We start from the raw sequence: 13,857 nt of genomic DNA on the forward strand, positions 1-13,857 counted from the left end.
CTTATGGTCAACGCGGAGAAAAACAGGATGCGCTACCGGAGGACGACGAGATGACGGTGACCCTGGCGGACGTGGCTGCCCGCGCCCAGGTCTCGCCCGCGACGGTGTCGCGCGTGCTGAACGGCAACTACCCGGTCGCCGCCTCCACCCGCGAGCGGGTGCTCAAGGCCGTCGACGAGCTGGACTACGTCCTCAACGGCCCGGCGAGCGCGCTCGCCGCGGCCACCTCCGACCTGGTCGGCATCCTGGTGAACGACATCGCCGACCCCTTCTTCGGGATCATGGCGAGCGCGATCCAGTCGGAGATCGGCGGTCCCGGCGGCAGAGCGGGCGGCGAGCGGCTCGCGGTCGTCTGCAACACCGGCGGCTCCCCCGAGCGCGAGCTGACGTACCTGACCCTGTTGCAGCGGCAGCGCGCCGCGGCGGTCGTGCTGACCGGTGGCGCCGTGGAGAACGCCGCGCACGTGGCGGCGGTGTCGGCGAAGCTGCGGAAGCTGACCGAGGCGGGGACCCGGGTGGTGCTGTGCGGGCGGCCGCCCGCGCCGGAGACCCAGGCGGTGGCGCTGACCTTCGACAACCGCGGCGGCGGACGGCGGTTGACGGAGCACCTGATCGGGCTGGGGCACCGACGGCTCGGCTACATCGCCGGACCCGAGGAGCGGACCACGACCCGGCACCGCCTGGAGGGGCACCGGGCCGCGCTGGAGGCGGCGGGGATACCGCAGGACCCGGCCTGGACGGTGCACGGCCGCTACGACCGCCGGTCCGGCTACGAGGCCACGCTGGAGCTGCTGCGCCGCGATCCGTCCCTCACGGCCGTGGTCGCCGCGAACGACTCGGTCGCCCTGGGTGCCTGCGCCGCACTGCGGGAGTCGGGGCGGCGGATCCCGGAGGACGTCTCGGTCGCCGGGTTCGACGATCTGCCGTTCAGCATCGACGCGGTGCCCGCGCTCACGACGGTGCGGCTGCCGCTCGCGGAGGCGGGGGCGCGGGCCGGGCGGATCGCCATGGGCCGCGAGGAGCCACCGCCGGGCGGGATCGCCACGGTCCGGGGGGAGCTGATGGTCCGCGGGTCCACGGGGACGCCGCGAGGGTGAGGGACGGGCGGTCCCTGCGTCTCCGGTCGGACGGGCGGGGTCCGAGGCGGGTGCCGCGTCCCGGGGGCGGGACTCCGGCTCCCCCACCTCACAGCCCGCGTACTCCTGGGCGGGGTTCGGCCGGCTCGCCTTGACCTCAAGCGCGGTTGACGTACGACGCTCACCCCATGAGCGATCACACCGTGTCCCTGGACATCCACATCCTCGTCCACCGTCTCTTCCGCGGCCTCGACGCCCGCGACTCCTCCCCGGCCTGGATGCGCGACCTCGTCACCGAGGACGTACGGATGGAGACGCCGGTCGGCGCGGCCGAGGGCGCCGAGGCGGTCGGCCGGCTCTCGCAGGAGGCCGTCGGGCGGTTCGTGCGGACGCAGCACCTGGCGTCCGGGATCCTCGTCGACGTCGACGGCGAGCGGGCCGACGTCTCCTGGAACGCCCACATGACCCATGTGCACGAGGACGAGACCCTGTTCACCGTCGGCGGGCGTTTCGACGCCGAGGTGCGGCTGACACGGGACGGCTGGCGGTTCAGCCGGATGGCGGTGCGGCCGGTGTGGACGCAGGGACGGCCGCCGGCGGTGGATCGGTCGCCCGCCGAGCGATGACTTCCGGGCGGGGTCGCGGTCTTCAGTGCAGTTGAGTTCAATGCACTTACCCATCAGTGCAGTTGCGGCACAGTCGACCGGACCGGACAGCAGGAGCCTTCTCATGCGTATCGTCATCAGCGAGTTCATCAGCCTCGACGGCGTCGTCCAGGCCCCCGGCGGGCCCCAGGAGGACACCGACGGCGGATTCGCCCACGGAGGCTGGTCGCACCCCTTCTTCGACCCGGAGGTCGTCGGCGGGGCCTTCAACGCCGCGCTGGAGGAGGCCGAGGCCCTGCTGTTCGGGCGGCGGACCTGGCAGACGATGGCCGGGGCGTGGCCCGAGCGGGCCGGCGACCCGTTCGCCGACCGGATGAACTCCATCCGCAAGTACGTCGTCACCGGCACCCTCGGGGACGACGACACCAAGGCGTGGGACAACACCACCCGCGTCCCGGCCGCCGACGCCGTCGCCGAGCTGCGCGAACTGGCCGCCGCCGAGGGCGGGGTCCTGCTGGTGATGGGCAGCCCGACCCTCGCCCGCACTCTGCTGGGCGAGGGTCTGGTGGACGAGCTGCGGCTGATCGTGATGCCGGTGATGCTGGGCGGCGGCAAGTCGATCTTCCCGGACGACGGCACGAAGGCCGCCTTCGAACTGGTCTCGACGACCGCCTCGGACACGGGCGCCCAGGTCTGCGTCTACCGGCGGGCCACCCCCCAGTAGACCGGGGCGTGGACGAGGAGCGGATGGCGGCCTAGGCTCGACCCCACAGGATCTCTGACTGAGTCAACCATCCGGAGTGGGGCCGATCATGACCGTGCAGGACATCCGCTCCTTCAACCGCTTCTACACCCACCTCATCGGCGCCCTCGACTACGGCCGCCACCTGTACGCCCCGTACACCCTCACCGAGTCCCGTGTCCTGTACGAGCTCGCCCACTCGCCGCGCACGGACGCCGCCGACCTGCGTGTCGAGCTGCACCTGGACGCCGGATATCTGAGCCGCATCCTGAACAGGTTCGAGCAGGACGGGCTGATCGAGCGGACGCCCTCCGAGCGGGACACGCGCCGACGGCGGATCACCCTGACCGCGCGGGGCCGGGAGACCGCCGGCCTGCTGGACGAGCGGGCGCATCGGGCCGTCGAGGAGCTGCTGGCCACCGTGCCGCCCATGGAGCGGGGGCGGCTCGCCGAGGCGCTGCGGACGGTACGGACGGTCTTGGGCGGCGATCGGACCCCGGGCCCCGGGGACGTGGTGCTGCGCGAGCCGGGCCCCGGCGACCTGGGCTGGATCGTGCAGCGCAACGCCGCGCTGTACGCCGCCGAGTACGGCTGGAACAGCGACTACGAGGGGCTGGTCGCCCGGATCGTCGCGGACTTCGCACAGGGGCACGATCCGCGCCTGGAGCGGGTCTGGATCGCCGAGCTGGACGGGCGTCCGGTGGGGTGCGTGATGTGCGTACGGGACGAGGCGCCGGCCACCGCCCGGCTGCGGCTGCTGCTGGTCGAACCGGACGCGCGGGGTCTCGGCATCGGCGACCGGCTGGTGCGGTCGGTCGTCGACTTCGCGCGCGGGGCCGGCCACCGCGAACTCGTGCTGTGGACGAACGACGTGCTCACCGCCGCCCGCCGGCTCTACCAGCGGCACGGTTTCGCCCTGGTCGCCGAGCGGCCGCACCGCTCGTTCGGCAGGGACCTGGTGGGCCAGGACTGGCGGCTGGAGCTGCGCCCGCGCCCGGAATGACACGGCACCGAAGTGACGGGAGGGCCCCGCGTATATGAAGCTGGGTACATGAAGCTGGCGTTCTCCACCCTCGGTGTCCCCGGCCTTCCCCTGCCGGACGTCCTCCGACTCGCGACCGAGCACGGCTACCACGGCGTGGAACTGCGTGCGCACCCCGAAGAGCCGGTGCACCCCGGCATCGGGGCCGCCGAACGGGCGGACGTCGCCGCCGAGTTCAAGGCGTCCGGCGTCGAGCTGCTCGGTGTCGCCGGGTACACGCGCGTGGCGGCTCCGGGCGACGACGAGCCCGTGCTCGCCGAACTGCGCGCCCTGATCGACCTGGCCGGCGACCTGGGCGCGCCGTACGTCCGGGTCTTCCCCGGCGGTACGGCGGAGCAGGAGGCCGGGGAGGCCGACGCGATCGCGGCCCGCCGCCTCGGCACGGCCGCCGAGTACGCCGGCGACGCGGATGTGCGCATCCTGCTCGAAACCCACGACTCGCACCGCACCGGCGCCGACGCGATGCGGGTGCTGGGGCTGGTCGGCCACCGTCGGGTCGGCGCGCTGTGGGACCTGATGCACACCTGGCTGGGCGGCGAGCAGCCCTCGGAGACGTACGCGGCCCTCTCCCCCTACCTCGGCTACGTCCAGGTCAAGGACATCGCCTCGGCCGACGACAGGGCTCCGCTCCCCCTCGGCGCCGGCGTGCTCCCGCTCGCCGAGACCGTGGAGCTGCTCTCCCGGCACGGCTGGGACGGCTGGCTGTGCTGGGAGTACGAGAAGCGCTGGTACGAGGACGCGGTGCCGCTGCCCGACCTGCTGGGCGCGGGCCGCGACCATCTGGCGCGTCTGCTCAACGACTCGGCCTGATCCCGTACGGCGCCGGCGGGCCGGTCAGCAGGGCGGACGGCCGCGCAGCTCGGCGAGCGCCTCGTGGAAGCCGGGGAAGGTCTTCCGTACGCGGCCCGGGTCGTCGTACGTGATCCCCGGCGTCCGCAGGCCGGTCACCGCGAAGGACATCACGATGCGGTGGTCGCCGTAGGTCTTGATGTCGGCGGCCACGGGCCGGCCCGGCCGGATCTCGATCCAGTCGGGGCCGGTGGACACGGCCACGCCCAGCCGCCGCAGGTTTTCCGCGCACGCCTCCAGGCGCTCGCACTCCTTCACGCGCGTGTGGGCCACGTCCTCGATGCGGACCGGGCCGGAGGCGAAGGGCGCGGTCGCGGCCAAGGTCGGCATGGTGTCGGAGATGTCGCGCATGGTGACCGTGAGGCCGTCCAGGCGGCCCGTGCCCCGGACCGTGGTGCGGTCCGCGGCCACCTCCACGTGCGCGCCCATCCTGCGCAGTACGTCCACGAAGGCCAGATCGCCTTGCAGCGCGCCCTCGCCGAGTCCGGGGAGGGTCACCTCGCCGCCGGTCAGCGCGGCGGCCGTGAAGAAGGAGCCGGCGGTGGAGGCGTCCGGTTCGATCGCCTACGTCGTGGCGCGGTAGCCGCCGCCCGACGCGTCCGCGGACCGCGCCCGCGACTCCGTCCCGCGCCCGGCGTCTCCCTCCTGACGGCGCACCACCCTCCTCGTCGCACTCTCCATGCCGCCACTGCTCGGCCCTGCCGTCGTCCCTCGGGCACCCGGTCCGCGGTGGCGGGAACCCGAGTCGGGTTCCGCTCGTCCAATGCGCGGCTGCCGGATGAGTCTCCGCGTTGCGGTGTCGGCCCTCGCCGCCGGCTGCGAGGGCCGGCCACCCTCTCCGCCGTACCGCGGCCGGCGGTCCGCCGCCATCGGCGCGCCCCCCTCCATGCGCCGATGGCGGCCCCTCGTCCGGCCGGGGCTGTGCGTCCCCTTGACCGGCAGAAACTTCCCGGATATTGGTGGCCCTTTGGAAGTTTCCTTCAGCGATCTCCTCCGGAAGGAGCGCACGTGCACCACGCCAGCACGCCTAGCGCAGGAAACACCTCTGCCACCCCCTCCAGACGTACCGTCCTCGCCGCCACCGCGGGCGTCACCGCGGCCCTGACGATCGGTCAGGGCAGCGCCCACGCCGACGACGACCGACGCCTTCGGGGGCTCATCTCCCGGATGAGCCTGGAGGAGAAGGTCGGCCAGCTGTTCGTCTCCCGGGTCTACGGCCACTCCGCCACCGCCCCCGACCAGGCCGACATCGACGCCAACCTGAGGGAACTCGGCGTGCGCACGGCCGCCGAACTGCTCGCCAAGTACCGTCTCGGCGGCATCATCTACTTCGCGTGGGCGCACAACACCCGCGCCCCGCACCAGATCGCGGACCTGTCGAACGGCATCCAGAAGGCCTCCCTCGACCTCCCGCGCGGCCTGCCCGTGCTGATCTCCACGGACCAGGAACACGGGATAGTGGCCCGCGTGGGCAAGCCGGCGACGCTGTTCCCCGGCGCGATGGCCGTCGGCGCCGGCGGCTCGCGCGCCGACGCCCGCACCCTCGGCCGGATCGCCGGCGAGGAACTGCGCGCGATGGGCATCCGGCAGGACTACGCCCCCGTCGCCGACGTCAACGTCAACCCCGCCAACCCGGTCATCGGCGTCCGCTCCTTCGGCTCCGACCCGGACGCGGTCGCCGGGCTGGTCGCGGCGGAGGTCGCCGGGTACCAGCGCTCGAAGGTCGCGGCGACCGCCAAGCACTTCCCGGGTCACGGCGACACCGAGGTCGACAGCCACTACGGCTTCCCCGTCATCGAGCACACCCGGGAGCAGTGGGGGACGATCGACGCTCCCCCGTTCCGGGCGGCGATCAAGGCCGGCATCGACTCGATCATGACCGCCCACATCATGGTCCCGGCGCTGGACGCCTCCGGCGACCCGGCCACGCTCTCCCGCCCGATCCTCACCGGCATCCTGCGCGAGGAGCTGGGCTACGACGGGGTCGTGGTCACCGACTCCCTCGGCATGGAGGGCGTGCGTACGAAGTACGGCGACGACCGGGTGCCGGTGCTGGCGCTGAAGGCGGGCGTGGACCAGCTGCTCAACCCGCCCAAGCTCGACGTCGCCTGGAACGCGGTCCTGAAGGCCGTGCAGGACGGCGAGCTCACCGAGGAACGGCTCGACGAATCGATCCTGCGGGTGCTGCGGCTGAAGTCGAAGCTGGGGCTGTTCGCGGAGCCGTACGTCAGCGCGCGGGGCGTCGACCGCGCCGTCGGCACCGAGGCGCACCTCGCCGCCGCCGACCGGGTCGCCGAACGCACGACGACCCTGCTCGTCAACGAGGGCGGACTGCTGCCCCTGTCCCCGCGTGAGCACCCCAGGCTGCTGGTGGTCGGCGCCGACCCGGCCTCGCCGTCCGGCACGACGGGCCCGCCCACCGGCGTCCTCGCGGCCGCGCTGACCGAACTCGGCTTCACGGCGACCGCGTTGTCCACCGGCACCGCGCCGTCCGCGGCGACCGTCGACCGCGCCGTCGCCGCGGCCCAGGACGCGGACGCGGTGGTCGTGGGGACGTACAACGTCACGGCGACCAGCTCGCAGAAGACGCTGGTCGAGCGGTTGCTGGCGACCGGGAAGCCGGTGGTCGCGGTGGCCGTCCGCAATCCGTACGACGTGGCCCAGCTGCCGGGCGTACGCGGCTACCTGGCGTCCTACTCCTGGACGGACGTGGAGCTGCGGGCGGCGGCCCGGGTCATCGCCGGTCAGGTCCGGCCGCGCGGCAAGCTGCCGGTGCCGGTGCAGCGGGCGGACGATCCGGCGCGGGTGCTGTATCCGCTCGGGCACGGGTTGTCGTACTAGGCGGCGAACGGACGTAGTGTGCGGTACGCCGCGCTCCCGGCGTACCACCCCCAAACTGGCGCAAAGCGCGCCGCGTGTCTGGCGTGGGCCCGCTGTGGCGGGTCACGCTGGACGGGGTGGGGGGAATGACCATGCGTGGCGGACGGTGTGCGGGGGTGGTGCTGGCGGCCCTGCTGATGGCCTGTCAGAGCGAGGCGGCGGAGCACGGCCCGGGGCCCGGCCCGTCACCGACGCCGGCCCGGTCCTCGGGGTTCGGGGCCGTGTTCCTGGCGGTCGACGAGTGCAGTTCGTTCGGTACGACGAGCTTCACCGAGGTGCCCTGCTCCGGTGAGCGCGCGGCGGCGCGGGTCGTGGCACGCCACGACGGCAGGGCCGGCGACGGACCGCCGTGCCCGGCGACCACGGACTTCGTGCTGCACATCAGCGAACGGCGCCCCTCCCACGACGAGGACGGCGACGGCGTCGTCCCGCGGGGCTACGCCTGCATGCGCTCCCTCCAGCCCCCGCACCCCGGCGACCCGGGCGGCGGCGGGGGCCCGCGCACCATCGTCGGGGACTGTCTGTACGACGCCGGGGACGGGCAGGTGCGGGAGACGGCGTGCGACAGCACCGGTCGCGGCCGGCCCGAGTACCAGGTGACGGAGGCGGTCCCCGCCCGCGTCGACTGCCCGGCCACCACGGCGCTGTACGTTCACCTGGGCGGCGAGAACCCGGTGGGCTGCGCCCGCAGGACGGGGTGACGGTGGCCTTCAGCCCCGACGGCCGCACCCTCGCCACCGGCAGCGCCGGCATGACCGCCCGGCTGTGGACCACCGGCCTGCTCGACCCGGCCGAGGCGATCCGGGCGGTATGCCGTCGCGTCGTCCGGGATCTCACCCAGGACGAACGGACGGCATACCTCTCGGGTCGCGAGACGGGGCACGTCTGCCCGGCGGGCTGACGTGCCGGAAACGGGCCCTACGGCCGCAGTGTGCGCTCCGCGCCGCGCTTGTCGAGGCGGGCGTCGTACTCGGCCAGCGGCCTGGCGGCGGCCGGGTCGTCCGCGACGGCCGTGGAGGCCACGCCCGCCCACGTCAGGATCTTCGCCGTGGCCAGCGCCTTCTGCTGCTCCGGAAGGCCCGCCACGTTGGCGCCGTGGTTGGCGCCGGGGGCGGTGAAGACGTAGGAGTCACGCGCGCCCTTGCCGAGGCGGAACGGCTCGGCGCCCCACGGGTCGTTCTCGCCGTAGACGAAGAGCATGTGCCGCGCGTTGTTCCGGACCCAGACGTCGACGTCCTTCATCGCGCTCGGCTGGAACTTCATCGGGATCGACCGCGGCACGAAGTACCGGGGCGGCAGGTAGCCGTAGCGGATGTACTGCTTCTCGATGTGCGGGAAGACGATCGTCGGCGCGCCCAGCTGCGTGCCCGCCTGGTAGTAGTACGGCGTGTACGGCGCCAGGCCCTGGTCGGTGTAGAAGGAGAACCCGGCGACCGTGTCGATGGAGTTCCAGATCTCCTCGTCGGTCGCGTCCTTCGCGTCCGCCGGGATGGTGTCGCAGTCGGACAGCAGGCCGTACTGCCAGAAGCCCCAGACGTAGTCGAGGACGGTCGCCTCGTAGGCCTTGTCGAGGCTGCCGACGGTGTCGAAGGTGTAGCCGTTCTCGGCCGCGTACGCCTGGTACCGCGCCTCCAGCGGCTCCCGGCGCACCAGCGCCTCGCGCTGCACGCCGTTCAGCCGGTCGCGGCACTCCTGGGTGCCGACGGTGGCGAAGAAGCGGTCGTAGGCCGAGTCCTCGTTGTTCACCACGTCGTTGGGGGCGACGTAGGCGACGACGCCGTCCATGTCGCGCGGGTAGAAGCGCTCGTAGTAGGTGGCGGTCATGCCGCCCTTCGAACCGCCGGTGGAGATCCAGTTCTTGGTGTAGAGGGGTTTCAGCGCCGTGAAGATGCGGTGCTGGTCGCTGGCGGCCTGCCAGATGTCCAGCTTCGTCCAGTCGGCCGGGCTGGGCCGGGACGGCGTGAAGAAGCGGTACTCCATGGAGACCTGGTTGCCGTCGACGATCTGGGTCGGCTCACGGCGGCTGGGGTTGGTGGAGACGTTGTAGCCGCTGGTGTGGAAGACCGTCGGCCGCGAGACGTCCTTGTGCAGCACCGTGATCCGCTGCTGGAACGTGCCCTTGGCGGGCGCGCGGTGGTCGACCGGCTGGGTGTAGTTGAGGACGAAGAAGCGGTAGCCGGGGTACGGCTTCTCCTCGATCAGGCTCATGCCGGGTATGGAGAGCAACCGATCCTTGATGTCGGTGGCCTCCGGCTGGGCCGCGGTGGCCGCCCCCGCCGTGCTCAGCGTGCCTATGAACACGGTGAGCGCGAGCAGCCATCTGAGCGCCTTGCGCATGCACCCTCCCTGTGAGAACAGATGTGCGCCGGAAGCTATCGGAGCAACACACCTGTGCACCAGGGCGGTTGACGAACCAGCAGGTCAGCAGGTCAGCAGGTCAGCAGGTCAGCAGGTCAGCAGGTCAGCAGGTCAGCAGAGGATCCAGCCGGAGCTGACCGAGCCTCTCCCCACCGCGCCCTTCACCCACACGCAGCGCTGCCCGGCGTGCACGGTCACCGGTCCCGCGCGGTGCGCGTACCGGCCCTCGTCGACGACGGGGCGGTTGCCGCGCGCCTGCACGCTGACCATCATCGGCCGCTTCGGGCCGGGGTTCTTCGGGAGGGTGACGGCGCAGACGTACCCGCCGCGCTTGTAGACGTGCACGGCTCCGGTGGAGAACGGCAGCGTCCTGACCTTGCGTCCGGCGCAGTTCGACGCCGCCGCGTGCGCCTCCGCCGGCGCGGTGAGCGCCAGCAGCCCGGACGCGGTCAGCACGGCCACGCCGAGCGCCGTCCGACGTCGTATCGCACCCGTGTCCACAGTCGTCCCCTCCGCGCGCCCCTCGGATCGACGTACGGATGTACGGACGCACGACGTACGCCCGATGGTTGCACGGGCTCAGACGCCTACGGTCTTCTCCTCTTCCGGCGCCCCGATGAACGTCCGCCACAGCCGCGCGTACCGCCCGCCGCGCGCCAGCAGTTCCTCGTGCGTGCCGTCCTCCACGACCCGGCCGTGGTCCATCACGACGACCCGGTCCGCGCGGGCTGCGGTGGTCAGGCGGTGGGCGACCACGAGGGTGGTGCGGCGGCCGGTCAGCCGGTCCGTCGCCTGGTTGACCTGTGCCTCGGTGGCCAGGTCCAGCGCGGCCGTCGCCTCGTCGAGGAGCAGGATGTCAGGGTCGACGAGTTCGGCGCGGGCCAGCGCGATCAGCTGCCGTTGCCCGGCGGAGAGGTTGCGGCCGCGCTCGGCGACCTCGTGGAGGTAACCGCCCTCCAGCGTCGCGATCATCTCGTGCGCGCCGACCGCGCGGGCCGCGGCCTCGACCTCGGCGTCGGTGGCGTCGGGACGGCCGTAGGCGATGGCGTCGCGGACGGTGCCGGGGAAGAGGTACGCCTCCTGCGGTACGACGCCCAGCCGGTGCCGGTAGGAGGTGAGGTCGAGGTCGCGCACGTCGGCGCCGTCGACGGTGACCCGTCCCCCGGTGGGGTCGTAGAACCGCGCCACCAGCTTCACCAGCGTCGACTTGCCCGCGCCGGTCTCGCCGACGAAGGCGACGGTCTGCCCGGCGGGGACGGTCAGATCGATGCCGGTCAGGGCCTCCTCGTCGTCCCCGTAACGGAAGTGGACGTCCTCGAAGGCGACGGCGCCCCGCAGGGAGAGCACGTCGCGGGGTGCGTCGGCGGACTTCGTCGACGTCGGCTCCCGCAGCAGTTCCTGGATGCGGCCGAGCGAGACGGACGCCTGCTGGTAGCCGTCGAAGACCTGGGAGAGCTGCTGGACGGGCGCGAAGAACAGGTCGATGTAGAGGAGGTAGGCGACCAGCGCACCCGTGGTGAGCGTGCCCGCCTGCACCCGCCCGGCGCCCGCGACGAGCACCGCAGCCGCGGCGGCGGACGACAGGAACTGCACGAAGGGGAAGTAGACGGAGATCAGCCACTGACCGCGGATGCGGGCCTGCCGGTAGCTGTCGCTGCGCTCCGCGAACCGCCGTCCGCCGTCCCGCTCGCGCCGGAAGGCCTGCACGATGCGCAGCCCGGACACGGTCTCCTGGAGGTCGGCGTTGACCGTCGACACCCGCTCGCGCGCCAGTTCGTACGCCTTCACGCTCGCCCTGCGGAAGAAGTAGGTGGCGATGATCAGCGGCGGGAGGGTGGCGAACACGACGAGCGCGAGCTGGACGTCGATCACCAGCAGGGCGACCATGATCCCGAAGAAGGTGACGACGGAGACGAAGGCGGTCACCAGGCCCGTCTGGAGGAACGTCGACAGCGCGTCCACGTCCGTCGTCATCCGGGTCATGATCCGGCCCGTGAGCTCCCGCTCGTAGTAGTCGAGCCCCAGCCGCTGGAGCTGGGCGAAGATCTTCAGGCGCAGGGCGTACAGCACGCGTTCGCCGGTACGGCCGGTCATCCGGGTCTCGCCGATCTGCGCCGCCCACTGGGCGAGGACGGCGAGCAGACCGAGCAGCGAGGCGGCCCAGACGGCGCCGAGGGCGGCGTTGGTGACACCGCTGTCGATGCCGTGCCGGATCAGCACGGGAAGCAGCAGCCCCATCCCCGCGTCGACGGCGACGAGGCCGAGACTGACCAGCAGGGGCAGCCCGAACCCGCGCAGCAGCCGCCGCAGCCCGTACGACTCCTCCGGCCGCACGGCGCGGGCCTCGTCGACGTCGGGGGTGTCGGTGGCCGGGGGCAGGGCGTCGACCTGGGCGAGCAGCTCCGGGGTGGCCGGGGTGCCCACGAGGGCGGTGTCCTTGGGCTCGCGGTCACCGGTCCACAGCCGGGGCGTGACCCCGCGTTCGGCGTCGAACTCGGCGTCCAGTTCGTCCCGGACGGAGGTGTCCTCCCGCGGGACGGCGGGCTGGGCGTGGCCCGGGGAGACGGCGCCGAGTTCGTCGGGGTCGGTGAGCAGGCGGCGGTAGAGGGCGGAGCGTTTCTGGAGCTCCTCGTGGGTGCCGATGTCGGCGAGCCGGCCGGCGTCCAGGACGGCGATGCGGTCGGCGAGGTTGAGCGTGGAGCGCCGGTGGGCGATGAGCAGGGTGGTGCGGCCCCGCATGACGTGCCGGAGGGCCTCGTGGATCTCGTGCTCGACGCGGGCGTCCACGGCGGAGGTGGCGTCGTCGAGGACGAGCAGGCGCGGGTCGGTGAGCAGCGCGCGGGCGAGGGCGATGCGCTGGCGCTGGCCGCCGGAGAGGGTCAGGCCGTGCTCGCCGACCTTGGTGTCGTAGCCGTCGGGGAGCTCCCGGACGAAACGGTCGGCCTGGGCGGCGCGGGCGGCGGCCTCGATCTGTTCGTCGGTGGCCTTGGGGTGACCGTAGGCGATGTTGTTGCGGACCGTGTCGGAGAAGAGGAACGAGTCCTCGGGGACCAGGCCGATCGCGGCGCGCAGCGAGGCGAGGGTGAGCTCGCGGACGTCGTGGCCGCCGACGAGGACGGCGCCGTGGGTGACGTCGTAGAGCCGTGGCAGGAGCAGGGAGACCGTCGACTTGCCGGAACCGGAGGAGCCGACGACGGCGAGGGTCTCGCCGGGGCGGATCTCGAAGGTGAGGCCGTCGAGGACGGGCTTGCTGCGGTCGTAGCCGAAGGAGACGTCGTCGAACTCGACGGTGGCGGGCGCGTCGGCGGGCAGGTCGTGGAGCCCGTCGTTCAGCGACGGCTCGGTGTCGATCAGCTCCAGGACGCGTTCGGTGCCCGCGCGGGCCTGCTGGGCGACCGTGAGGACGACGGCGAGCATGCGGACCGGGCCGACGAGCTGGGCGAGGTAGGTGGAGAAGGCGACGAACGTGCCGAGCGTGATGTGGCCGCGCACGGCCAGCCAGCCGCCGAGGGCGAGCATCGCGACCTGGCCGAGGGCGGGGACCGCCTGGAGGGCGGGGGTGAACTTGCTGTTCAGCCGGATGGTGCGCAGGCGCCCGGCGTACAGCTTCCTGCCGACCTCCCGGAGCTTGCCGGTCTCCTGGTCCTCCTGCCCGAACCCCTTCACGACGCGGACGCCGGTGACGGCGCCGTCGACGACGCCCGCGACGGCGGCGGCCTGGGCCTGGGCGTACCAGGTGGCGGGGTGCAGCCTGCTGCGGCTGCGCTTGGCGATGAACCACAGGGCGGGCGCGACGGCCAGGGCCACGAAGGTCAGCGGCAGCGACAGCCACGCCATGATCACCAGGGAGATCACGAAGAGCAGCAGGTTCCCAATGGTCATCGGGAGCATGAAGAGCAGGCCCTGGATCAGCTGGAGATCGCTGGTGGCCCGGCCGACGACCTGGCCGGTGGACAGCTCGTCCTGCCTGCGGCCGTCGAGCCGGGTGATCGTCCCGTACATCTCCGTCCGCAGGTCGTGCTGGACGTCGAGGGCGAGCCGGCCGCCGTAGAAGCGGCGGATGTAGGTCATGACGTAGACGAGGGCGGCGGCGGCGACGAGGAGGGAGGCCCAGGGGGCCATGGCACGGGTCCTGTCGGCAACCACGTCGTCGATGATCACCTTGGTGATCAGGGGGACCAGGGCCATGACGGCCATGCCGCCGAGCGACGAGCCGAGGGCCAGGACGACGTCCTTGGGATGGCGCCAGGCGTAGCCCCACAGTCGTCGTGCCCATCCCCGCTGCGCTACCACGCCGGTGCCCTC

Annotated in this window: 11 protein-coding genes and 1 pseudogene; 8 read left to right on the top strand and 4 right to left on the bottom strand. The window is 72.7% G+C overall.

Translation table 11 applies throughout. The annotated features are described in order from the left end of the window. Positions 1-50 precede the first annotated feature (50 nt). The 5 genes from IPT68_RS13410 (at position 51) to IPT68_RS13430 (ending at position 4,275) form a co-directional block, all read left to right on the top strand. Complete coding sequence (locus IPT68_RS13410; protein WP_189698995.1) at positions 51-1,097, top strand: LacI family DNA-binding transcriptional regulator; 1,047 nt, start codon at positions 51-53, stop codon at positions 1,095-1,097. A gap of 167 nt (positions 1,098-1,264) precedes the next feature. Then, a complete protein-coding gene (locus IPT68_RS13415; protein WP_189698996.1) occupies positions 1,265-1,702 on the top strand; it encodes a nuclear transport factor 2 family protein in 438 nt (145 codons plus the stop codon). A gap of 103 nt (positions 1,703-1,805) precedes the next feature. Continuing rightward, on the top strand, positions 1,806-2,405 hold the full coding sequence (locus tag IPT68_RS13420; protein WP_189698997.1) for a dihydrofolate reductase family protein: 600 nt from the start codon (positions 1,806-1,808) through the stop codon (positions 2,403-2,405). Positions 2,406-2,493: 88 nt separating this feature from the next. Continuing rightward, the gene (locus IPT68_RS13425; protein WP_189698998.1) at positions 2,494-3,426 is read left to right on the top strand and encodes a bifunctional helix-turn-helix transcriptional regulator/GNAT family N-acetyltransferase; all 933 of its coding nucleotides are present in this window, start codon (positions 2,494-2,496) and stop codon (positions 3,424-3,426) included. A gap of 48 nt (positions 3,427-3,474) precedes the next feature. After that, positions 3,475-4,275 (top strand): sugar phosphate isomerase/epimerase family protein, encoded by an 801-nt coding sequence (locus tag IPT68_RS13430; protein WP_189698999.1) that lies wholly within the window; start codon positions 3,475-3,477, stop codon positions 4,273-4,275. Between the two features lie 24 nt (positions 4,276-4,299). On the opposite strand, the pseudogene IPT68_RS13435 reads toward IPT68_RS13430, so the two are convergent. Continuing rightward, positions 4,300-4,902: pseudogene (locus IPT68_RS13435) on the bottom strand (3-phosphoshikimate 1-carboxyvinyltransferase); the annotation flags it as partial. A 420-nt stretch (positions 4,903-5,322) separates the two neighbouring features. On the opposite strand from IPT68_RS13435, the gene IPT68_RS13440 reads away from it, so the two are divergent. The 3 genes from IPT68_RS13440 (at position 5,323) to IPT68_RS13450 (ending at position 8,095) form a co-directional block, all read left to right on the top strand. Then, positions 5,323-7,155: a glycoside hydrolase family 3 protein gene (locus IPT68_RS13440; RefSeq protein WP_228040423.1), complete on the top strand. Its 1,833-nt coding sequence runs from the start codon at positions 5,323-5,325 to the stop codon at positions 7,153-7,155. A gap of 131 nt (positions 7,156-7,286) precedes the next feature. Then, the gene (locus tag IPT68_RS13445) at positions 7,287-7,895 is read left to right on the top strand and encodes a hypothetical protein (RefSeq protein WP_373300626.1); all 609 of its coding nucleotides are present in this window, start codon (positions 7,287-7,289) and stop codon (positions 7,893-7,895) included. 2 nt (positions 7,896-7,897) lie between these two features. Continuing rightward, entirely contained in the window at positions 7,898-8,095 is a 198-nt protein-coding gene (locus IPT68_RS13450; protein WP_189699002.1) for a WD40 repeat domain-containing protein, read from the top strand. Between the two features lie 17 nt (positions 8,096-8,112). Here IPT68_RS13450 and IPT68_RS13455 read toward each other — a convergent pair whose 3' ends face one another. The 3 genes from IPT68_RS13455 to IPT68_RS13465 all read right to left on the bottom strand — a co-directional run bounded on the left by IPT68_RS13455 (position 8,113) and on the right by IPT68_RS13465 (position 13,845). Next, positions 8,113-9,531, bottom strand: a complete 1,419-nt coding sequence (locus IPT68_RS13455; RefSeq protein ID WP_189699003.1) for a S28 family serine protease — start codon at positions 9,529-9,531, stop codon at positions 8,113-8,115. Positions 9,532-9,663: 132 nt separating this feature from the next. After that, positions 9,664-10,053, bottom strand: a complete 390-nt coding sequence (locus tag IPT68_RS13460; RefSeq protein WP_189699004.1) for a hypothetical protein — start codon at positions 10,051-10,053, stop codon at positions 9,664-9,666. Positions 10,054-10,131: 78 nt separating this feature from the next. After that, positions 10,132-13,845 carry an ABC transporter ATP-binding protein gene (locus IPT68_RS13465; RefSeq protein WP_189699005.1) on the bottom strand — a complete coding sequence of 1,238 codons (3,714 nt, stop codon included), beginning with the start codon at positions 13,843-13,845 and terminating at the stop codon, positions 10,132-10,134. Between the last annotated feature and the right edge of the window lie 12 nt (positions 13,846-13,857).

It is taken from the genome of Streptomyces chromofuscus (genome assembly GCF_015160875.1).
Lineage (GTDB): Bacteria > Actinomycetota > Actinomycetes > Streptomycetales > Streptomycetaceae > Streptomyces > Streptomyces chromofuscus.